Raw genomic sequence first — 21,105 nt, forward strand, 5'->3', positions numbered from 1 at the left:
GACCGGGGTCTCGGCGATGACCGGAGTCTCGGCGATGACCGGAGTCTCGGCGATGACCGGAGTCTCGGCGATGACCGGGGCCTCTGCGACGACCGGGGCCTCTGCGACGACCGGGGCCTCTGCGACGACCGGGGCCTCTGCGACGACCGGGGCCTCTGCGACGACCGGGGCCTCTGCGACGACCGGAGTCTCTGCGACGACCGGAGTCTGTGCCTTCTTCTCCAGTTCCTCGCGCATCACCTCCAAGGCGCGCTCGAAGTCGATCAGGCCGTCCTGATAGCGTAGAGCGATCGTTTCATTCGGGGCGGTGCGGACCAGCTCTGCGATGCGCCGGTTGGCGGCCTCGAGCTCTGCCATGTGCCCGCTTGGATCTTCCCCTTCGGCTAGTCCCAAGATGCGCCGTGCTTCCTCCAAAGTCATGCCGTGACGGCTTTAGCAGCAGCCGCCCGCGGGGGGAAGGGCCCATTACGGAAAAACCCTAACAATCCGGCCCCGGCGCTAGCGGAAACCCTGTGCAATTGGCACTCTTCGCCCCGTTCCAAAAGCCTTGCTGGTCACCCGGATTCCTGGCGCGGCCTGCTGGCGCTTCCACTCGTTGAGGTCCACCCGGCGCTGGACCCAGCGGACGGTGCTTTCCGGGTAGCCCTGTTCCACGATTTCCTCGGCGGAAAGCTGCTGTTCCACGTAGCGCTCCAAGATCGCGTCAAGCACCTCGTAGGGCGGCAGGGTGTCCTGATCTTTCTGCCCGGGGCGCAGCTCGGCGCTGGGAGCCTTCTCGATCGTGCTCCACGGAATGAATTCCTGATCGCGGTTCAGCCAGCGGGCGAGCTGGTAGACCTGGGTTTTTGGCAGGTCCGAGATCACCGCCAGGCCGCCGCACATGTCGCCATAGATGGTGCAATAGCCGACCGCCAACTCGCTCTTGTTGCCTGTGGTCAGCAGGAGGTGGCCGTGTTTGTTCGAAAGCGCCATCAGATAGAGTCCGCGGATCCTCGCCTGAAGATTCTCCTCGGTGGCATCTTCCGCCATGCCTTGAGAGAGCGGGGCCATGGCACTCTTTGCTGCGGCGAAGGTTTCCCCGATCGGCACGACGTCGCAGCGGATCCCAATGGTGCGCGCCAAGGCCAGTGCATCATTGATGCTGCCGGGGGATGAGTAGGGCCCGGGCATTGCCAAGGCATGCACGTTCCCGGGACCCAAGGCATTGGCGGCGATCAGCGCCGTGAGGGCGGAGTCGATCCCACCGCTCAATCCCAGACAGACGCTGCGGAATCCGCACTTCGCCGCGTAGTCCTGCAGGCCGGTGACTAGCGCGGCATACACTTGACCTTCATCACGCGGCTGCTCCAGGGGGGCTTCGCGTTCCGGCAGGGCTGCGAGATCCACCACTCGGCAAGACTCCTCAAAGCCCTCCATCTGCACCGCGATCCTGCCATCCGGTGCGGCCACCATCGAGTGGCCGTCAAAGAGCAATTCATCCTGCCCGCCGACGGCATTCGCATAGACCACCGGCACCCCGCTCTCCTTCGCAATCCGCCCGATCAGTTCCCGTCGCTGGGCCGGCTTGCCGAGATGGAAAGGGGAAGCGGAGAGATTCAACAGTACGTCGATCCCTTTGCCGCGGAGCTCCCGTACCGGATCACGGTCGTAGAGCGGGCGCTGCAGGAAGTCCTCCGTCCAGATGTCTTCACAGATCGTGATGCCCAGCCGCTGGCCTTTCCAGAGCACCGGCTCGCAGGCCTCGCCCGGCTCGAAGTAGCGCCCTTCATCGAATACGTCGTAGGCGGGCAGCAGCGTCTTCCAGAGCTTCGCCCGGATCTCCCCGCCGGCGAGCAGGGCCGCCGCGTTGCGGAAAGGCTTGCCGGGTTTCCCGCTTGTATTGTGATCGATGTAGCCCACCAGAAGCGGCACTTCCTTGATCTCGCTCGCCAGGTAGTCCAGCGCCTGTAGGCACTTCGGCACGAACTGAGACCTGAAGATCAGGTCGCGCGGCGGATATCCCACCAAGGACAGCTCCGGCGTGACCACCACATCTGCGCCGCCCTCCAGGCACTCCCGGTAGGCATGCAGCAGACGCTTCGCATTCCCCGGGAAATCCCCGATCGCCGCATTGAGTTGGGCGATGCCAATCTTCATTCGCGGCTAGCCAATCACGGAGCGGGGAAGGGGGCAAAGGTCAGCCCTTGAAAAGTTGAAAGGCGCGAATCGCAAGTCCCCCCGGAATCACAATTCGCGCCTTTTCTGAACTTTGAAAGCCCTTGCAGGAAGACTGGTCGAAATCCCCCCGGATCGAGAGCCAATCTTTGAGACCTGCCGGTCTTTCTCAGTTGTGGTGACGGCACCGAAGCGCCGCTGCACGTGAATGAAATTGCCAGATAATCAGGGATTGGAAAGAATTAAATTAGGTAAAAAGTCGCCACATGTTCCCAAAATCGGCCCCGGCTCCGCATTTATGGGGAAATTTCCTCACTCTTTCGCCGGAAACTCGAGGGTGAGGCCGCGGGACCTCCAATAGCGGCTCATTGCCTCCTGAATCTTCGGCCCATCGGCCGGGGTGATGAGGTCCGCAGGCTTCTCGTCCACTAGGGCCCTTCGGACGGCCTCCAGCCGGGCCTCTCCGCCATGCAGGTAGTAGTGCGCCAGTAGCAGCGCGGTGGCATAGGCTTGGTAGCGATCCTCTTGGGCGATGCCGGTGACGTGCTCCAGCCACTGGTGGCCATCCAGCGTCGCGAGATCCGCCACCGGCTGTAGCGGAATGCCGGGATCCTTCGGGCTCAGGCGGCTGCGCAAGTGATCGCGCAGGCTTTTGTCGATGTCGGTGAAGGAGTAACGCCCTCCACCGCTGTGTGCGCAGGAGAAGTATTCGGCGATGCCCTCCACCAGCCATTGCGGCAAGCGGCGGTTCACACGATGCATGCAGAGGTGCACCACCTCGTGGGCCATGATGTCCTCGTTGTAGTTCGGTGGCAGTCCCTTGCCGGCACCCTCCACAAAATACTCACCCTCCAGCAGTACCACCGCCCGTCGGGAGAAATAGAAGCCCGCCGTACCGGCGAAGCCACCGGCCGCGACGTAGTCCCGGCCCTCCTTGTAGATCGCGATCCGCGAGCGCAGACCCTCTGGCGGAGCGAAGAGGGGCAGGGGATAGTTCTTCACCACCATCGCCGTGCTATCCGCCACTTGTGAAAGCCGCGCGAGTTCGTTCGGCCGCAACTCCATGTCGGAGTCCAAACGGAAATAGCGCGTGTTCCAGACCTTGCGCCCACCATCGTCCGGCTGGGGCTCCAGCACCGCTGGCAGCGGCGTGAAGTCCTTCGGCAGCGGCTCGGCTGCCGCGGCGCTGATCAGGAGTAGGCAGCAGAGCAGCCGCATGACGCTCTCTTCTACACCTCATTCGTCATCCGGGAATTCTGAATTCGTCATTCGGCCCAGCGCTGTTACGCGTCTCCGCGTGGAAGCACCCGACTGGCTCGTCCCTCTTCATGCGCAGCTCCAAGAGCGTCGCGATCCCTGGATGCTGCTCGAAGGTCAGGCCATGATCGAAGCCGCGCTCGCCGGCTGGTGGGAAGTGCCTGGGGTCATCCAGGCGGAAGATCACCCGTGGGAGATTCCTCTGTGGAGTGGCTTGGAGGTGCAGCGTCTGCCGCAAGCGGAGCTGGCCGCGCTCGGAAATCCGGAGCGCCACGGCGGAGTGATCGCCTTGGCCAAGCAGCCCCAGGAAACCGCGGAGGTGGGAGCTTACGTGAAGAAGGTGCTGGCTGCCGATGCCCTGCTGGTCGTCTGCCCACGCGCTACTGATGCCGCGGGTGCCGGGGAACTGGTCCGCCTCGCTGCTGGTGCGGGAGCCGCGGCAGTGCTCTTCGGTGTGGAGGGAGCTTCACCCTTTGAGCCTGACGCCGTGGCAGCTTCCGCCGGGGATGTCTTCAAGCTGCCGGTGAAGGTCGCGGATGCCGGTCTGATCCTGCGCAGCCTGATGGCCGGGAAGGTGCATCTCGTCGGCTTGGGCGGAAGCGATGCCGCTCCGATTAAAGCCCCCGAAGGCCGCCGCGCCGTGGTCGTGCCCGGCCAAGAGGGACTGGACGCATTCTGGAAGCGGGTCTGCGACCAGTTGACTTCTGCTTCATTAGCTGTCGCCCTGGAGGCGTTGGTGGTGAAGGAAGACAAGTAAAGGAGTGCCGCTCTGCGAGCGCCCGTTCGTGGCCGAAGTAGCCGCCCGGGCCACTACATTTCCAAACGAAGCTTCCCCTTGCCCGTGCATTCGAAGCTGATATGCCATAGTCCACAGAGTCATGAAAACACTTCTTCTCCCCATCTGTCTGAGTGTAGGCCTGCTTGCATCCCTCTCGGCCCAAGAGACCCCGGCGAAACCGGCAGAGGGGCTGGACAAGGCGAAGCTGGCGGCAACGCGCACGGTGGCGATCAACAACCTGAAGCAGATCGGCGTGGCGCTGATCGAATTCGACAGTGAATACGGTGCCTATCCCAATGCGGAGACCGCCAAGGACGTGAAAGAAGCGACGGGGACGGAATTCAAGTTGGAAGGGAAAACCTCCAACGACTTCTTCCGCCAACTGCTTCTCGCAGGGCTGAAGAACGAGAAGCTCTTCCAATTCGGTGCTCCCGCCAAGCCTGCCGATAACAAGTTTACTACCGAGTCCGAAGCTTTCGCCCGAGGGGAATGCGAGTTCGCCTACTTCCCCGGTGCCTCCGCGTCCAACGACCCTAGCAGACCCTTGGTGGTGGCAGCACTGCTTCCCGGGAAGATGGAGTTCGATCCGGCGGTCTTCGACGGCAAGGCTGTGGTGCTGCGAAATGACCTCTCCGTGACAGTCCAGCCGATCAACGAGAAGGGCGAGGTGATCGTGAATGGCAAGAGCCTCCTCGATCCAAGCCAACCCTACTGGCAGGGCAAGAAGCCCGAGGTGGCCTGGCCGAAGTAGATGCCTTTTCTGTTAGGCCGGAATCCGTCTCAATGCGTCCGCACCTTGTAGAAGCGTTTCCGGTCTCCGCCCGCATCAAAATCTATGAAGAGGTAGCTTCCTGGTGCGGTTTGCCATGCAAAGCCCAGCTCATCCCATTCGGCGAGATCGGGAGAAGCAAGCACCGTGTAGTCGGAATCGGGCGTTCCTTGAAATTGGATATAGTTGCCCCAAATCGGGTCGATCGATGTCACTTGCACCGGATACGGCAGCATCGCTGCTTCTTCCACGCGGATGTAAACCCCGTGTTGTTTGTTCGCGGCGATCTGCTTCATGCCATCGGCGGATATGGCCACGGAATGCCACTCTGCAATCGGCGCAAGGGTGTTCCTCCAAGTGCCACCGGAAGTCCTCGAGATAAAGATTTCCCCGCTTACCCCTTCGATGAGTGCAGAAGCGAGGACGATGGTCGTCCCATCCGCTGACGATGCCGCCGCCATGTAGTTCCCGTACGGGGCGGGCATCTGCGTCCAGTTGGCACCGGAGTCCGCTGAACGGTAACACGGCCCATAGGGCGGCACATCGCTGGTGATGACGAGTTGGGTGCCGTCCGCAGAGCATGCCACCGCTGTCCAGGAATAAGGAAAGAGGGGCACCTGCTGCCAGGTCACACCCGCGTCCGTGGTCCGGAAGACCGGCCCGTCCGGAAATTCGGCACCATTGAGCAAGACCTTGTTGCCATCGGCGGACGCGGCAAGGCAGGTCCAGAGGTGTCCGCCGACGCCAGCAGGTGTCCAAGTTGCCCCGAAGTCGGTCGACATGAAAACGGGAGCCTTTGGATAGTCCTCGGAGGCAAGGATCAGCTTGCTGCCATCCGCGGAGGATGACGATTCCTGCCAGCCATGGGGCTCGATATTGGCTCGCTGCCAGCTAAGTCCCGAATCGTTGGAATGATAAACCGGGCCGTCGGGATAGTTGTTGCCAGCGACGACCAGCTTGGTTCCGTCCGCGGAGCAGGCAACGGTGGTCCATGCCCCCGGATCGATTTCAGCGGGGTTCCAAGTGCCCCCGGAGTCGGCTGAGAGATAGACGTATCCTGGATAATCATCGGAGACGGCCACCAGCTTGCTGCCGTCGGCGGAGATCGCCACATCGGTCCAGTTCAGATCCGGGAGGTCCGCAGGCACCCATGGCGTGGCCAAAGAAGAATGGAGCCCCGTGCCAACCACGATCAAGGCCGTCAGGAGGCGGATGCGTGGTGTGGCACGGGTGGAGAGGGAATGGTGGGAAGAGTTCATGGCGGTTCATCTTAAAGCGGGGGAAATCGAGCCCGAGGTTGTGAGCTTTTTTTGGAAGGCGGCCGCTTTGGTCGGAAGCTGGGGGTCGGGGAAGGCCTCGTTCCAAGCGATGTAGAGGCGCACCAAGCGTCTGATGGCAATCAGCCTGATTTCCGGTGGCGTGTCCGTGCTACGGTCCATCATCTCCACCGCGGAGAGCAGGAGCTTCTCCGCTTCGGCAAAGCGATCCTGCCGTTCTTTGTCGGGTGCTTGGGTTGCCGCGATATTGGCGGCTACGATCACTCCACCCAAGCCGCTGTGGATGCTGCCATGGATGCCAGGCGAGATGTCGGCCCGCGCATCGCAGATGACTTTGGCTTCGCGATAGTAGCGTTCGGCTTCCGCGAATTGCTGTCGTTCCCCGAAAGTCCTGCCGATGCTGCCGAGCAAGCCGACCGTGTCGCCATTGTCGGTGGGGTGGATCTCCCGCTGGTAGCGCAGGCCCTCGCGCAATACGGTCTCCGCCTCCGCGAAGCGTTTCTGCTCACCAATCACCCGGCCGAGGTGCTGGTAGATTTGGACCAGATCCGAGTTGCCCTTGCTTGCCACTTGGAGCGTGATCTCAAGCGCCTCCCTCGTGACGTGCTCGGATTCTTCAAGGTGGCCCAGCATGAAGTGGAGCTGCGCAAGGGACGAGAGCGAGCGGACGATTTCGGGATGATTGCGTGGCAGGACCTTGCGGCGCACGGCGAGCGCTTCCTCCTGGAGTTCCGCAGCTTCATCCATTTTTCCTTGGGCTGCCATGATGTTGCCAAGTTCGCTGATGGCGTAGGCGACGTAGCGGTCTTCGCTGCCGTAGCGTTTGCGGAGAATCGCCAGGGCGTCCCGGCACTTCGTCTCCGCCTCTTCGAGCTTGCCCTCCCAGGTCAGGGTAGTCGCCAGTTCGATCATGGACCTGGCGATTTCCGGATGAAGGGGATCCAGCACCTTTTGGAACATCGCCACCGCATCCCGCGCGGTCTTCTCCGCTTCCGGGAGCTTTCCTCCCTCTCTTAGCACCATCGCCAGGTTCCCGAGGGCAGTGGCCGTTTCGGGATCGTCCCTGCCATGGATTTTGCGGAACAAGTCAACCGCGGAACGGGCATAAGACTCCGCCCCCTCAAGCTTGCGATCACGCACCAGGATGATCGAGAGATTGATCTCACAGTAGCCGGTCTTCACATGATCATCGCCATGCAGCTTCCGGACGATCTCGAGGCTCTCGCGCTGCACGGCTTCCGCTTCCTCGAGCCTGCTGTTGTCACGATACACCACGCCGAGGTTATTGAGCGCACCCGCAAGGTCCTCGCTGGAATTCCTGCCTGCCTTCTTATAGGTGGCGATCGCTTCGAGGAACAGCTTCTCGGATTCCGGATAGTCGGCTTTTTCCGAGAGCACGAGGGCGAGGTTGTTTTTCGCGGTGGCCACCCTCTCGTCATCGTCACCATAGGCGCTGAGACTGAGTTCCAGCGCGCGGCGGTACATCAGCTCCGCGGTCCTCTGCTCCGCGATCGCCCGATAGACGTCGCCAAGCGTGGTCCGCAATTCCATTTCCACCTCGGGTTGCCCCTTCAAGTCCGTCGCGATCCTTTCCGCCGTCTTGTCCAGGATCTCTTTCAGCAAGGTGGTATCCTTGCCCAAGGCAACTGCGGGGCCTACGCCATTGAGCATGTCCTTCAGGAAGGTGGCCACCTCGCGGCTCTTCCGTTCCGAGGCCTCCGCGCGTTGATACGCGCGTGTCTTTTCGACCGCTTGCCAAAGCGAGACTCCCAGGCCGAGGACCAGTGCCGCGACGACAGCGGAGGCTGTCCCAAAGGCGAGCTTGTTGCGCTTCACGAATTTCTTGAAGCGGTAGGCGGCACTGGGCGGAGAGGCGCTGACCGGTTCACCGGTGAGGAAGCGCCGGATGTCCATCGCGAGGGCGTTCGCGGTTTCATAGCGCCGGGTGCGGTCCTTCTCGATCGACTTCATTACGATCCAGTCGAGATCAGGCTCCACGAGGCGGCTTAGCTTGGAGGGATCGATGTGGTGTGATCTCGCCAATGCCACGCGTTCTTCCCCGGCGACTGAGCTCAGCCGCAGGGATGGCTTCGGCGGTTCCACCTCGCGGATGATCCGCCGCATCTCCTCATAGCCGGCGGAGAGCAAGGACTTGGCATCGAAGGGAGGCTTTCCCGTCAGGAGTTCGTAGAGCAGGATTCCCAGGGCGTAGATGTCGCTGCGCGTGTCGATGTCCAAGCCGCTCAGGGCAGCCTGCTCCGGGCTCATGTAAGTCGGCGTGCCGATGATCTGCTCGAAGCGCGTGAAGAGGGTCTTGTCCGTCAGCTTGCCTTGGGTTGCCTTTGCGATCCCGAAGTCGATGACCTTGGCCACCGCCTTGTCGCCATGCAGCGTGACCATCACGTTGGATGGCTTGATGTCGCGATGGATCACGCCCTTCTGGTGGGCGTGGTTGATTGCCGAGCAAACGTCGCTGAAGAGGGTGAGCCGCTCGCGGGTGCCGAGATTGCAACCGTCGCAATAATCGGTAATCGGAATTCCCTTCACCAATTCCATCGCAAAGTAGGGACGACCTGAGGCCGTGGAACCCGTATCCAGTACCCGCGCGATATTGGGGTGGTCCATCATCGCGAGCGCCTGGCGCTCCGCTTCGAAGCGCGCCAGCACTTGGCGCGTGTCCATCCCGGCCTTGATCACCTTCAGCGCGACCATCCGGGAGATCGGAGCGAGTTGCTCGGCCATCCATACGACGCCGAAGCCACCCTGTCCGATCAGCTGGCGCAGTTTGTAAGGGCCGATCACGTCGCCTTCCTTCTCGGCGTATCGTTCTTTGAAGTTCTCTGCGTTGAAGTCTTCTGCACCTAGCGTGGCTCCGTCTGCTTCCGCGAAGTAGGCATCGGCCTTGCGGTATTCCACGAGCATGCGCTCCACTTGAAGCCTTAGCTCCGCATCGCCGCCACAAGCGGACTTGAGATAGTCGGCGCGTTCCGGATCTTCCAACTCCAAGGCCCGGGAGAAGATGGCGTCGGCGGGGAGATTCATTTCACCCCGACACGCGCAAAAGGCAGGAAAATGCGGACACTAAACTTCGCGGTTTTTTTCCATCGCGCGGTAGAGCCACAGCTTGGCCAGCGCCCAATGGCGGCGAATGGTCTTCTCGTTGACCCGCAGGAGAGCAGCGATCTCATCGTAGTTCATGCCGCTGAAGAATCGGAGTTTCACGATCTTTGCCTTGAGCTCATCATCTGCTTCGAGCTCATCCAGCACTTCGTGGATGCCGATCAAACGTTCGTCTGCCAACGGTGCGGGGAGTTGCACATCTTCCAAGGGCAGGCTGATCTCTCCACCACCGCGCTTCGCCGCCAGTCTGCGGCGGGCGGTTTCCACCAGGATCCGCCGCATCGCCTCTGCTGCGGCAGCGTAGAATTGGCCTCGGTCGCGCCACGATTCCGGCATCGATTTCTGCAAGCGCAGCCATGCTTCGTGAACCAACTCGGTCGCCTCAATCGCTTGGCCGCTCCGCTCGATCGCCATCCGCCCCAGTGCAATCTTCTTCAGCTCGGCATACAATTCGCCGAAGCGGGCGTCGTCGCAGGATCCGGTGCTGGCATTCAGCCATTGGGTGTGCTCACGCATGATGGGGGATGTGGATGGGGCGCTGAATTCCCTCGCGGTCTCGCGGTGCCGGCAGCGGATGGTGCTTGCTCGAGCGCGTAAACTTCGACCGTTTGGTCGCGTCCTTTCACATGGCGGGGGCCGAGGCAACGGCAGCAGTCGCGGCCCTCTTGCCAACCGGCCAGAAGCTCCGAACTGAGAAGCACGTTGTAACCCACTTCCCGGGTCAAGGCTTCTAGCCTGAAGGTCAGATTCACCGCGTCACCGATCAAGGTGAATTCGCCGGGGCCGATGGCTCCGTAGGCTGCGGTGCCCATGTGGACTCCCGTTCCGGAGTGGAAAGCCAATCCCGTGGATCTTAGCAGCGTGCGGTGCTGTTCCTGCACCGCGGCGCAGGCCTGTCCCATTTCATGCGCGGCCTTGAGGGCCGCTCCACGGGCTGCGAGGGAGGTCTCCTGCCAGTAGCCGAGAACGCAATCGCCGATGAATTTGTCCAGCGTCGCGCCGTAGTTTGCGAGGATTTGCTCCGTCAGATGATACCAGGATCCGATGACTGGTGCCAGTTGATCCGGAGATAGCTTTTCGGAGAGCCGGGTGAAGCCTTGGATGTCGCTGACCAACATCACGACATCTCCCGTGCGAATATCAATGATCGTCCGGTCGCTCATCGTGGTCTCTCCCGTGCCGTGGGGCATGTTCCGATTCCCATCGAAACGAAAATGCCGCTCGGCGATGCGGATCATGTCGCCTGGCAACAGGAGTTGCGAGGTGGTGACCCGCTTGCCGTTGATGTAGCTGCCATTGGTGCTACCGAGGTCGAGGAACCAGTAGCCGTCGTGCTGCTGGCGGATGATCGCGTGGCGGCGGGAGACTCTGGGGTCCTGGACCATGATGCCGGAGTCGCGGGTGCGGCCGATTACATTCAGGATATCGAGCGGGAATTCCTGCCCCAAGGCGTCATCGCACAGCTTTCCCGGTAATGAGGTCATGCCGAGTCGCGGGTTGGCGAATAGTCCTCATACTCCCATTCTGCCTCTCGGGATAGTCCGAAAAATGTACCCCCGCTCCCGGCAAAGAACCATTCGCCCCTCAACTCAGGGCGAATAGCCAAATGCCCGGCAATAGGTATCGAGCGCGGGGAGCAGCGGCTCCAGGTATTTGCGGTAGTTTTCCCAACGTCCGACGGCGCGCCGGTGCACCTTCTGTGTCACATCGTGATAGGTTGGTGCGTAGAGCAGTTTTTGGCTCGCGGTTTCGTGGAATTGCGATTGCCCCGCGTGCCAATCCAGATTGAGGAATTCGGTCACTCGTCTGCCTTCCTTGTCGAGATCCCCGACCAGATCTTCATAGCGCGACTCAATCCAATCGAAGCCCTCAAACTCGCGCAGACGCAGCCAGATATCCATGAGGTCGCGGTAGTGCTTCACCGTGCGCTCCAGGCTCAGGAAATTCACATTGGTGGAGTTGAGCATCACGTTCATGAAGAAGCAGCTCGTGATTACATCCCGCGGATCGCGCAGGGCGATGATCACCTTCATAGCTGGGAACACGCGCAGCCAGATGCCCAGGGATGCAGTGGGAGAGGGATTCTTGTCCAAGAGGACAGGGCTGCCCTCCAATTCTCCCGCCTCGCGGAGCAGGCTTTTCAAGTAGCGCTGCCGCATCTCCCCGAGCTTTGCCGGAGGGAGAAGATCGAGCTGACGGAACAGCGCATCCCCCTGCGTGGAGGCCAAGGGAATCCTGCTGGTGATCTCCTGGTTGAAGGCCACCGGCTCATCGAAGGCCAGCAAGTCGGGATTAGCATCCAGCACCTGCTCCAGCAGGGTAGTCCCGCTGCGCGGATGTCCTCCCAGGAATGCCAGCCGGGGCCCGTCTCCTTCCGGAGTTCCCTCACGCCAACGGCGGATGGCGTCCGGCTTGAAAGAATCCAAGAGCCGGTGCCGGAGCCGGACGCCCTCGTCGTAGCCGCGCTCAAGGACCTTGGTGTCGGTCAGGGTCCGGATCTCTTGTTTGGCTTCCAGCAGCCAGCGCATCGCCTCGTCGAAGTCGCCGAGCTGGTCGCAGACCACGCCGAGCAAATGGCGGCTGGCGTATTTGACGTAGGGATAGCGGGGGCCGCCCTTGATCAGGTTCCTCAGCTCCTCGGCAGCCTCTTCGTTCTGGTGCCGGCGGTGGAGCAGGAAGGCCTGGAAGTAGCGGGCCTGATCATCGCGGGGATCAATTTCGAGGGCGGCTTGGGTCTGGTCCCACGCCTCTTCCACGCGGCGTTCCTTTTCCAGCCACACGGCCAGATTGATCCGCGAGTCGATCGAGCGGGGAGCCACGCCGGCGGCCTGCTCGTAGCAGCGGCGGGCGTCATCGGCTTGCCGCAGGGTCTGGTATTGCTGGCCGAGCAGGGAGAGCAGCGCAGCGTTGTCCCCGGCCAGTTCGCGCGCCCGCGAATAAGCCTGATTCGCCGCCGGGAAATCCAATTCGCCCGCGGCCGAGTTGCCGAGCTCAAACCAAAGTTCGGCGACTCCCGGGTAGTCGCGGACGAGGCCGCGATACTGCTTCTGGGCCGCGGCGTGCCGGCCACGGAGCAAGTGCTCCTGTGCCTCCCGCCAGCGGGCGGCTTCACGGGGGGAAGACAGTAGTTTGGCTCGATCCGCACTCATGGCTGCTACCGCCGTGGCGCGACCGCGTGACCCCCGCGCTCAAAAATCCTCCGGTGGGTGGTGTGCCACCGGATAGAGCCTCTTGGAGGATCCGCTTCAAGTATTTCCTGAAAACTTCATTATAATGCACAAAATGGAACGGAATGTGATACCTGATGGCAACTTCTCCGTATTTGGAGGGTTGTATTGCAGTAATCCCGCAGAATTTCGGCTTATTCCCCTAATTGGGCTGAATCCGCGACGGGAAGTTCGACCTCGACCTCACTAACGCTCAAAGACCTCATGAAAAGAAAACGTCGCCCCATTCTCCACAAGACGCTCATGACTGTGCCCGTGGCGGCCATGATGCTGGGGGCCAGCCAGAGCCAAGCGCTCACCACCATCGGTATCAATTTTTGGGGAAGCTACGGCTCCGCGAATGACCCGAACAACGGCCGGGTGGTCTCGGGCCCCGCCTTTGGCGTGCCGGCCGCGAACTGGTCGACCTCCTACACCCCGGCCAGCAATGACGCGGCGACGTGGACCTACGATAGCTATGTGACGAGCGGGAGCTTCACCGCCGGCCCCCTGGCGGTAGCCTACACCGACGGGAACAATTTCTTCACCGGCACCAATCCGGGCAGAAGCCCCGACCTGCCGGCGGGCGAAACCGACGTACTGAATGGCGCGATCTATGGCGGTGCTACCGGCGGGGCGGGGGGCTCTCCCGGCTTCTCCGTTACCGTCAGCCACCTCGCCGCGACTTTCCCGAATGGCTACGTGATCCAGCCGGTGGTCGCTGGCAATGACAGTAGCAGCTTCGCGCCGCTGAGCGTGAGCGACGACGGCGGCAGCACGAGCCAGTCTCTGGACTATTTCACCATCAATACAACGGGGGGCTACTACTCCGCGCATTCCGCGAAATGGGCCTTGGGCTCCATGAGCACTCCCTTGGATGGTGATACCCTGACCTTGAGTGGCCCGAACAACACCGGCGGTGTGACCAGCGGGCTCGCTGGCGTGATCATCACGGACAAGCCCTTGATCACGCGGATCTCACCGAGCACCACCAGTGCGCCGGTGGGGGAGACTTTCACTCTCACTGCCAATGCGATCGGGATCGGTACGCTCAGCTACCAGTGGCGGCACAACGGGACGAATATCCCCGGTGCGAACTCCCTTGAGTATACCGTGTTCGGCGCGGCGACTTCTGACAGCGGCACCTACGATATGGTCGTCTCCAGCAGCGCCTTCCCCGGCAGCCCGGTGACCAGTCCCACGGTGTCCGTGAGCATTAGCGCCACGCAGTCCTGGACTGGGAGTGCCAGCAATCTCTGGAACGCCAGCGCGCTCAACTGGCTGCGCAACGGGAGCCCGAGCGCTTTCGGTAACGGCCTCATCACCCGTTTCACTGCCGACTCGACGGTGACCAATGTCTCACTCACCGCTGCGGTGACCCCGGCTTCCGTCGAGTTTCCCGATGACGACAGCGATTACACCATTTCGGGAGGCGGTTCCATCGGGGGCACCGGTGGCATCGTGAAGGGCGGCAACAGCTACGTCACGATCAGCACCGCGAATACCTTCACCGGGAATACGGTGGTGAGCGGCGGCATCCTTGAAATTTCCGGAGCGGGCACCTTGGGCGCTCCGACTTATCCCGGCGATATTGCGACCGGCGGGGACATCGTCTTCGGCAGCTCGGCCAGCCAGACCTTGGGCGGCGTGATCTCAGGGCCGGGATTCCTGACCAAGCTCGGCACCGGCACCATCACGACCACCGGCAACTCCACCTGGACCGGCACTGCCACCGTGGGCGAGGGGACCATGGAAGTGCAGAAGAAGGCGGCCGACAATGCATACGTCGTCCTGTCGGGGGCCACCCTGAAGATCGGCTATACGACCGGAGGCGGCTATGCGAATACCAAGATGGACGTCAGGGGCAACGCTGTTTCGGACACCAGCGGTCTCTATCTCAAGGGCGGCACCACCTACAATGTGAGCGGCGGCCTGAACCTGCTCGATGCTCCTTCCACCATCCGCCAATATGGCGACGGCTTGGCTGGCCTCGGCATCTTCGACATCAACAGCGTCGGTCTGACTTGCAGTTCACCCGCTTCCGGCTCGGTGATTGATTCCAATATCCAGCTCGTCCAGATGGGCTACGGCATGGCCATGCGGGTTGATGTTGGTGACAACAATGCGACCGGCGATCTCATCGTTAACGGGCCGCTCAATGTTCATAGCCAGGGGTACGGCCTGATCAAGCGTGGTGAGGGGTCGCTCCGCCTCAATGGCGCCGCGACTGCCGAGAATGAGGCTCTCCGGATTGAAGCCGGCAAGGTCATCACCGGCGTCAATCAGGCGATCGGAGCAGCAGCCGACCTGAGCCTGACCAGCGCCGGTGCTACTCTCGCGCTTGGCGGCACCAGCCAGAGCGTCAAGAAGCTCACCGGTTCGGGCCGGATCACCGGCGCGTCCGCGACGGCTTCGACGCTCACCGTCAGTCCGGCGATCGACGCCTTTGATACGGTGGCGGACGCCAGCTTCAGTGGCAGTCTCGGTGGCAGCGGCACGAATGAGAATAACCTCGCGCTGGTGAAGGCCGGGCCGAATACGCTCACGCTGAGCGGCACCGCCAGCTACAGCGGCGCGACCAGCGTCAACGGCGGCACCTTGGTCGCGGGATCGCTTCCTAACAGTGCGGTCTCCGTCGCGGCTTCGGCCTCCTTGGTCGCGAATGGCACGCTGGCTTCCCTCAATGTTGCGAGCGGTGGCACGGTTTCCCCGAGCGGCCCGCCCTCGGCGAATGACCAGTTGGTCCGCACTGCGGTATCCGGTGCCACCTCCACGGTGACCACGACCGGCGACTTCCAGGAATTACACAACACCAGCGGAGTGGTGATTCCGAATTCAACCACCTACATCTACTCAGGGGAGATCTACCTGCCGGGCACTGCTGGCACGGTCTATTACTTCGCTGAGAATTTCGATGACTCGATCGCGCTCAGCATTGGAGGTGCCACCGTGCTTTCGAATGGTGCTTGGGACGTGGCCACTTCGGGTTCCTTCACTTCGACGGGACCAGGCTGGTATCCTGTCAGTCTCTCGGCCGGCCAAGGGGCCGGTGGTGTTGGTCCCGTCTCCACCTCCAACTGGGGACCCGGGAAGGGCGTCGGATTCACCACCACCACACCGGCGGATCCGCTCGATGGCAATTCCTACACGGCCTTCACCTTGCCCAATCTGACCACTGCGGGGATTCAGATTCGTTCGGCCTCGGGTGCTCTGAATGCCACCGGCAATGTGAAGGTGGCAGGGGTTTACTCCTGTGACGTGACCAATACCGGATCGGACCGCATCGTCGCAGGCGGCAATCTGGACATCACCGGTGCCACGCTTGACGTGAATCCCGTGGGAGCAGGTGCCACGCTTGGAACCTATGTGATCGCCTCCTACACGGGGACGCTCACCGGGACCTTCGCTACCGTGTTGGATCTGCCTGCCGGTTACGCCGTGAATTACAACACGGCCGCGCACCAGATCGAGCTCGTGTCTTCTGGTACCCCGAGCGGCTACGCGGCATGGATTGCCACTTACTTCCCCGGTGAGACGAATCCTGCGATCGTCGGTGCGGGCGCGGACCCCGACCATGATGGCGATGCAAACTCCCTTGAGTTCGCCATGGGCGGCGCGCCTAACAGCGGCTCCAACAACGCGAAGTCCTATGTGCTGATCGCGGACAGCGGTGCCGATGCGGACACCGACAAGGAGCTGCTGCTCACCATCGCTGTGAGAGCAGGCACTCCCGTATTCACGGGAAGCCCGTCTCCGACTGCCACCAAGGACGGATACACCTACAAGATTGAAGGGAGTAACAACCTCGCTTCATTCCCCGCCACGGTCACGGTGGTCAGCCCGGTGATCACCGGCTTGCCCGCAGCGCCCGCGGGATATGAATACCGCAGCTTCAGCCTCAGCGGCTCGAATGGAACGCCTACCTCGATCAAGGGCTTCCTGAGGGCTGTGGTGACACCCTGAGGTCCCGCATGATGTTAGAATGAGAAGGCCCCGCGAGCGTCAGCTCGCGGGGCCTTCTTCGTTTTTTAATTTTGAAGAGGTCGGGCTCGTTCAGAGCAGTCCGGCCACCAGCTTCTCCAGCTTCACGATGTCCGCGGCGAAGGCGCGGATACCTTGGGCGGTCTTCTCGGTGGCCATCGCGTCTTCGTTCAGCGCGAAGCGGAAGGACTTCTCGTCGAATGTCGCCTTCTGGAGATCAGCCTTCGCGGATTCCTCCGGGGAGAGGCGGCGCTCGATCGGATCGCCGGAGGAAGCCAACTCGCCGAGCAGGCCAGGGCTGATGGTCAGCAGATCGCAACCGGCCAGCGCGAGGATCTCACCCTTGTTGCGGAAGGAGGCTCCCATCACCTGGGTCTTGTAGCCGAACTTCTTGTAGTAGGTGTAGATCTGCTTCACCGAGATCACGCCGGGATCTTCGTCGCCTTCGAAGGTCTTGCCGGTCGAGGCCTTGTACCAATCGAGGATACGGCCGACGAAGGGCGAGATGAGACGCACACCGGCTTCGGCGCAAGCGACGGCTTGGGCGAAGGAGAAGAGCAAGGTCAGGTTGCAGTGGATGCCTTCCTTCTCGAGGATCTCGGCGGCCTTGATACCTTCCCAAGTGGAGGCGATCTTGATCAGCACGCGCTCCTTGGCGATGCCTTCCTTCGCGTATTCGGCGATCAGGTGGCGGGCCTTGGCCACGGTGGCTTCGGTGTCGAAGGACAGGCGGGCATCGACTTCCGTCGAAACGCGGCCCGGGACGATCTTGAGGATCTCCAGACCGAAGAGGATCAGGATGCGGTCGAGCACGGCATCGATCTGCGCTTGGCCGGAGAGCGAGCCGCCCTTGAACTCGGCCACGGCTTTGTCGACGAGGTGCTTGTAAGCCGGTTTCTCCGATGCTTGGAGAATCAGCGACGGGTTGGTGGTCGCGTCCTGCGGCTGGTAGGCCTTCATCGACTCGAAGTCGCCGGTATCGGCAACGACGGTGGTGAACTGCTTCAGTTGATCGAGTTGCGTGGCGCTCATGGCGGGTGCGGGGTAGGCGGGAACGGCCTTAATGGCGAGGGCAAAAAGTGTCCGCCGAGGGGAATCATACCAAGGTGGCGCGTTCGTCAAAGGGGTTTCATGGACAGAACGAATTCCGCTCATCCCAGCGGCAGGCGCAGGGTCACGACGAACGTGGCCAAGCGGACTGTGAATTCCCGGAAGCAAAAAGATACCAAGGATCGGCTGCGTGCTTGGCTCATTCCACCCGCTTCCCGCTCGCTGGATCGATTGTAATCGGCCAGCCCTCGTAGGGCCTGTTGTCCGGAGCCGGCTTGCTTGGTGATGCCCATGAAGGCCAAGTCTCGACCCGCACTTTGCCGGACGGGTCCCATGTTGTCATGGTGTAGCCCGTTGCGCGCTTGCGGACGGTTTCCGGATCCCGGCTGCGGTCCTGCGGATTCGCCACCGCGTGAATGGTGAATGGATTGCCAAAGGCATCCGCAAAGGCACCGGTCCCCTTCGGGTCGCCATCACGGTGCTGCTTGCCTTCCTTGGCAGGCATCCAGCGGCGCGGCATGGAATTGTCGATCGCCGGGGAGCTGATCCACCACGGACCCTCCGCACCATTCTCCAGTCCATACTGGCCGGTCATGCCGAGCTGGCGATCGCCGCAGAGATGAACGGCGTGGGCCTCGCCGAGGAACTTCAGAGCCTTCAGGCGGGGTGCCTGCGGCCAGCCGTTGCTTTCGAAATCGGCCTTCGGTTCATCGTCGGGCGGGAATTGCCCGGTAGGATAGACCTGCAATTCGGCCAAGCGACGGTCATCGTTTTCCGCCTTGGGGAGGGTCTCTGCGGCGCAGAACGGGGCTTGGGAGAGGGCGATGCGGAATTTCGAGCCCTTCGCCGGAGCCTTGGCCCAGCGGCTCAGGAAGTTCTCCTGGCGGATGCCGAGCAAGTCGAGGTCAGCAGCCACTGAGGCCTTTGCTTGCGAGTCCGCAGCGGTAGCCCAGCCGGCCGCGATGCCCGCCGCCGGGAAGAGAGCCTTCGGTGCGGACTTGAACTGGCGGTCGGCCAGGATCGCGAAATCAAGCGGCCCCCAGGCGTGGCGGGTGAAATAAACGCTGATTCCGCTCCGGCAGGCCGAGGGATCGGCAGGGTCGGGTAGGTTGCCGGTCTGGCAGCGGTGCACCGCATTCACGAATTCCACGGACATCTTGTAGCCGCCGGAATCTTCACAGGCGGCTCCGTAGCCATCGCTGATATCGGCGGCCTTGCCGGCGGCTCCCCAAAGCGTGTGGTGGAAAACATCCTCATCATCCGGCAGGGTGATCGAAGGAGTATTGCGCAGCGTGTCCCGCCACGCCCAGCCGTGGACAGCATACTTGCGCAGGAAGCAGAGGATCGAGCGGTCGTTCGACCGGCGATCGAAGAGGCAGCCATAGCCGCCGCTGTCCGCACGGACCTGATCGCCCAAGAAGGCAATGAAATCGGGTGACTGGGCCTGGACGTTCGCCACCAGTTCACCGTGTAGTTCCGAGCCGCCGTCGCAGGAGAGCGAGGCGAGTTTCACCGGGCGGCCCGTCGGCGCTGCGCGTACCGTGCCCTTGTAGGAGTCGCCGGCGAGCAGCACTTCGTAAGCGTAGTCCTTCGCGGGATCGAGCTTGAGCATGCGGAAGCGGGCACTGCGCGAAACCGGATCCAAAGTGGCCGACACCGGTTCGCGGCCGGGCAGGCGCAGTTCCGCATCGAGCTTCTCGTTGCGGGCGAAGGGGGCTGCCTGCGCCAAGAGGCAGAGGTGCCGTCGTTGTCGAAGGTGTAGGTGGTCCAGAGGATCGGGCCGAAGGCTCGCTCCGGGTGACGCTCGAATTTGTCACCCACCAGTTCGAGCTTGGAGAAGGCGAAGCGGCCCTCACCCTCGCGCGCTTGTGCCGGGACCGGCAGGTTCGCTGGTCTGGCCGTAGCCAAAGCGGTTGTTGTTGGCGCTTGGGTGGACGCGGTCACGGCGATCAAGCCGCTGAGCCAGCTGGCATCGGCCTTGGTCCGTGCTGAGCCCAGGATCTTGCCGGTCTCATCCTGCACCAGCAGGCTAAGATCGTAGCTGCCTGCGCCCACCGGTTCGCCCTTGAGTTCGATTACCAGGCCGCGGAGGGGCAGGGGCAGCGGTGGCCCATCGCCTTTCACTTGGCCGATGAATGGTTGGCCTCTGAAATCGACGCCCGCAGCAAAGCCGCTGCCGGCGATCGCCGCTTCCCGGAAGTCACCGGAACGGGACTTCAACCCCACTTGGAAACCGACGTAGCCCTCGCCGAAGAGCTCGTAGGAGACCTGCTCAACATTCGTCCGGAGGGTGAAGCTGCTGGGCTTGGGGGCCAGTTCGGCAGTCAGCAGCACGATGCTGCGATTGCCCCCGGAGAAGGTGTTTTCGAAGCGGCCCTTCTCAAGCTGCCAGTCTTCCGCGGGATTGGCCCAGAAGTCTTTCCCGGGCCAAGGGCGGGTCGCATTCGCCGCCATGTCGGGGACGAAGATCTCAGCCCCGCGCGCCAGCGGCAGCATCAGGGCAAGCAGGAGCAGAGGGAGGTGGCGGGAGATCACGGCCGGTAAACTAGGGAGGAAAAGAACCGGGCGGCAATCGCGGAGTCAGAGGCGTCTCAGTGCCCGTTCTCCAATTGCGATTTTGTCTTCCGCTGATACTCTTCGTCGCGAACCCTGCGGAGATACTCCATGTAGGTCTGCTGGGCGTCCGCTTGGGCGCTGTTCGCCCGCGCGACATCCTGGCCATACTTCTTCCAAGGGCCGTAGGGGACTTGGCCCGCTTCGACAAAGCGCCAGTGGCACTTCTGGCCGGACTGGAGATCGAGGAAGTCGCGGATCGCAGGAGAAATATCGATGCCAGCGTCCTGATTGGAGTGGTTCTTGGGCGCTTTGCCTTGGAACACATACTCCCAGTCGTCCGTCATCCAGGGACCGCAGTCCTCCCACTGGGCGTAGCAACTGGTCTTGCCGTTGAAGATTTGAACCCAGCGGCCTTTCAGGACGGTCTTGCCCGGATCCGGATTCATCCGGGCGAACCACGGGATGACCTTGGAGGCTTCCGGCTTGTGGGCAGATGAACTGACCACATCGTTATAGGGCAGGGCGATGTAGAAAGGATTGAGGCGCGGGGTGAAGCCCTTTGGACGGTAGTCGCCACCACCCGCGATCCGGGCGGAGGGCTCGGGATTGTCGTAGCCACCAAAATTCTCCGACCATTGCTGGTCCCAGGAGGACTTGTTATTGGGCGTCGGGTTGTTCTGGGAGGGCGCTTCGCCGATCCAGAAAACGGTGGCGGTGATATTCAGCCGCCACGGATAAAGGATGCCCTGAGCCTGATTTCCCGGCCGGACCAGCGGTGCGGTCGGGCGGTTCGAGGTCGGGATCACGACCCGTGGCAGGGCGTTCGAAGTGGTGGCTGTCTGGCCGGTCGCGAACGGTGCCGCGGCCAAGGCCGAGAGGAAGAGAGGGAGGGCAAGTGCTCCGGTCCGCAGGCGGGCCGGGTAGGCGGTTCCAATCTTCGTCGCGGATCTTCCCATC

At 62.2% G+C, this 21,105-nt stretch carries 15 protein-coding genes; 3 read left to right on the plus strand and 12 right to left on the minus strand.

What is annotated here, in order from left to right:
• The 3 genes from BV071_RS35010 to BV071_RS30415 all read right to left on the minus strand — a co-directional run.
• A partial coding sequence (locus tag BV071_RS35010; protein WP_035615682.1) for a hypothetical protein occupies positions 1–420 on the minus strand: 420 nt, incomplete at its 3' end.
• Positions 421–498: 78 nt separating this feature from the next.
• A complete protein-coding gene (locus tag BV071_RS30410; protein WP_035615684.1) occupies positions 499–2,136 on the minus strand; it encodes an NAD+ synthase in 1,638 nt (545 codons plus the stop codon).
• A 330-nt stretch (positions 2,137–2,466) separates the two neighbouring features.
• Positions 2,467–3,372: a hypothetical protein gene (locus BV071_RS30415; RefSeq protein ID WP_035615687.1), complete on the minus strand. Its 906-nt coding sequence runs from the start codon at positions 3,370–3,372 to the stop codon at positions 2,467–2,469.
• Between the two features lie 79 nt (positions 3,373–3,451).
• On the opposite strand from BV071_RS30415, the gene BV071_RS30420 reads away from it, so the two are divergent.
• Together BV071_RS30420 and BV071_RS30425 are read left to right on the plus strand one after the other, a co-directional pair.
• Positions 3,452–4,168, plus strand: a complete 717-nt coding sequence (locus tag BV071_RS30420; protein WP_035615690.1) for a hypothetical protein — start codon at positions 3,452–3,454, stop codon at positions 4,166–4,168.
• Positions 4,169–4,289: 121 nt separating this feature from the next.
• Entirely contained in the window at positions 4,290–4,940 is a 651-nt protein-coding gene (locus BV071_RS30425) for a DUF1559 domain-containing protein (RefSeq protein WP_035615692.1), read from the plus strand.
• 29 nt (positions 4,941–4,969) lie between these two features.
• Here BV071_RS30425 and BV071_RS30430 read toward each other — a convergent pair whose 3' ends face one another.
• From BV071_RS30430 to BV071_RS30450, 5 genes are all read right to left on the minus strand, one after another.
• Entirely contained in the window at positions 4,970–6,217 is a 1,248-nt protein-coding gene (locus BV071_RS30430; protein ID WP_035615694.1) for a hypothetical protein, read from the minus strand.
• Between the two features lie 6 nt (positions 6,218–6,223).
• Positions 6,224–9,277: a serine/threonine-protein kinase gene (locus BV071_RS33990; protein WP_052574077.1), complete on the minus strand. Its 3,054-nt coding sequence runs from the start codon at positions 9,275–9,277 to the stop codon at positions 6,224–6,226.
• Positions 9,278–9,316: 39 nt separating this feature from the next.
• The gene (locus BV071_RS30440; protein ID WP_035615697.1) at positions 9,317–9,871 is read right to left on the minus strand and encodes an ECF-type sigma factor; all 555 of its coding nucleotides are present in this window, start codon (positions 9,869–9,871) and stop codon (positions 9,317–9,319) included.
• Positions 9,847–10,839, minus strand: a complete 993-nt coding sequence (locus BV071_RS30445) for an adenylate/guanylate cyclase domain-containing protein (RefSeq protein WP_081886344.1) — start codon at positions 10,837–10,839, stop codon at positions 9,847–9,849. Before BV071_RS30445 ends, BV071_RS30440 begins: the two co-directional genes overlap by 25 nt.
• A 105-nt stretch (positions 10,840–10,944) precedes the next feature.
• A complete protein-coding gene (locus BV071_RS30450) occupies positions 10,945–12,504 on the minus strand; it encodes a tetratricopeptide repeat-containing sulfotransferase family protein (RefSeq protein WP_081886345.1) in 1,560 nt (519 codons plus the stop codon).
• A gap of 321 nt (positions 12,505–12,825) precedes the next feature.
• On the opposite strand from BV071_RS30450, the gene BV071_RS30455 reads away from it, so the two are divergent.
• Positions 12,826–16,524 (plus strand): autotransporter-associated beta strand repeat-containing protein, encoded by a 3,699-nt coding sequence (locus BV071_RS30455; RefSeq protein ID WP_035615702.1) that lies wholly within the window; start codon positions 12,826–12,828, stop codon positions 16,522–16,524.
• 90 nt (positions 16,525–16,614) lie between these two features.
• Here the strand turns inward: BV071_RS30455 and tal are convergent, their stop codons facing one another.
• From tal to BV071_RS30475, 4 genes are all read right to left on the minus strand, one after another.
• Positions 16,615–17,574, minus strand: coding sequence for a transaldolase (gene tal, locus BV071_RS30460; RefSeq protein WP_035615704.1), 960 nt, complete (start codon positions 17,572–17,574; stop codon positions 16,615–16,617).
• 217 nt (positions 17,575–17,791) lie between these two features.
• Complete coding sequence (locus tag BV071_RS30465) at positions 17,792–19,204, minus strand: hypothetical protein (protein ID WP_035615707.1); 1,413 nt, start codon at positions 19,202–19,204, stop codon at positions 17,792–17,794.
• Positions 19,102–20,127, minus strand: coding sequence for a hypothetical protein (locus BV071_RS30470; protein ID WP_035615710.1), 1,026 nt, complete (start codon positions 20,125–20,127; stop codon positions 19,102–19,104). The genes BV071_RS30465 and BV071_RS30470 overlap by 103 nt, the downstream gene beginning before the upstream one ends.
• A 56-nt stretch (positions 20,128–20,183) precedes the next feature.
• Positions 20,184–21,104 (minus strand): hypothetical protein, encoded by a 921-nt coding sequence (locus BV071_RS30475; protein ID WP_265595099.1) that lies wholly within the window; start codon positions 21,102–21,104, stop codon positions 20,184–20,186.
• Position 21,105 lies beyond the last annotated feature (1 nt).

The sequence above is a fragment of the Haloferula sp. BvORR071 genome (assembly GCF_000739615.1).
Taxonomy (GTDB): domain Bacteria; phylum Verrucomicrobiota; class Verrucomicrobiia; order Verrucomicrobiales; family Akkermansiaceae; genus Haloferula.

Bases quoted from the DNA above. Each gene is read 5' to 3' on its own strand.
- tal (WP_035615704.1), bottom strand. From the start codon at position 17,574: ATGAGCGCCACGCAACTCGATCAACTGAAGCAGTTCACCACCGTCGTT.
- BV071_RS33990 (WP_052574077.1), bottom strand. From the start codon at position 9,277: ATGAATCTCCCCGCCGACGCCATCTTCTCCCGGGCCTTGGAGTTGGAA.
- BV071_RS30440 (WP_035615697.1), bottom strand. From the start codon at position 9,871: ATGCGTGAGCACACCCAATGGCTGAATGCCAGCACCGGATCCTGCGAC.
- BV071_RS30430 (WP_035615694.1), bottom strand. From the start codon at position 6,217: ATGAACTCTTCCCACCATTCCCTCTCCACCCGTGCCACACCACGCATC.
- BV071_RS30415 (WP_035615687.1), bottom strand. From the start codon at position 3,372: ATGCGGCTGCTCTGCTGCCTACTCCTGATCAGCGCCGCGGCAGCCGAG.
- BV071_RS30445 (WP_081886344.1), bottom strand. From the start codon at position 10,839: ATGACCTCATTACCGGGAAAGCTGTGCGATGACGCCTTGGGGCAGGAA.
- BV071_RS30465 (WP_035615707.1), bottom strand. From the start codon at position 19,204: ATGCTCAAGCTCGATCCCGCGAAGGACTACGCTTACGAAGTGCTGCTC.
- BV071_RS30475 (WP_265595099.1), bottom strand. From the start codon at position 21,104: ATGGGAAGATCCGCGACGAAGATTGGAACCGCCTACCCGGCCCGCCTG.
- BV071_RS30450 (WP_081886345.1), bottom strand. From the start codon at position 12,504: ATGAGTGCGGATCGAGCCAAACTACTGTCTTCCCCCCGTGAAGCCGCC.
- BV071_RS30455 (WP_035615702.1), top strand. From the start codon at position 12,826: ATGACTGTGCCCGTGGCGGCCATGATGCTGGGGGCCAGCCAGAGCCAA.
- BV071_RS30410 (WP_035615684.1), bottom strand. From the start codon at position 2,136: ATGAAGATTGGCATCGCCCAACTCAATGCGGCGATCGGGGATTTCCCG.
- BV071_RS30425 (WP_035615692.1), top strand. From the start codon at position 4,290: ATGAAAACACTTCTTCTCCCCATCTGTCTGAGTGTAGGCCTGCTTGCA.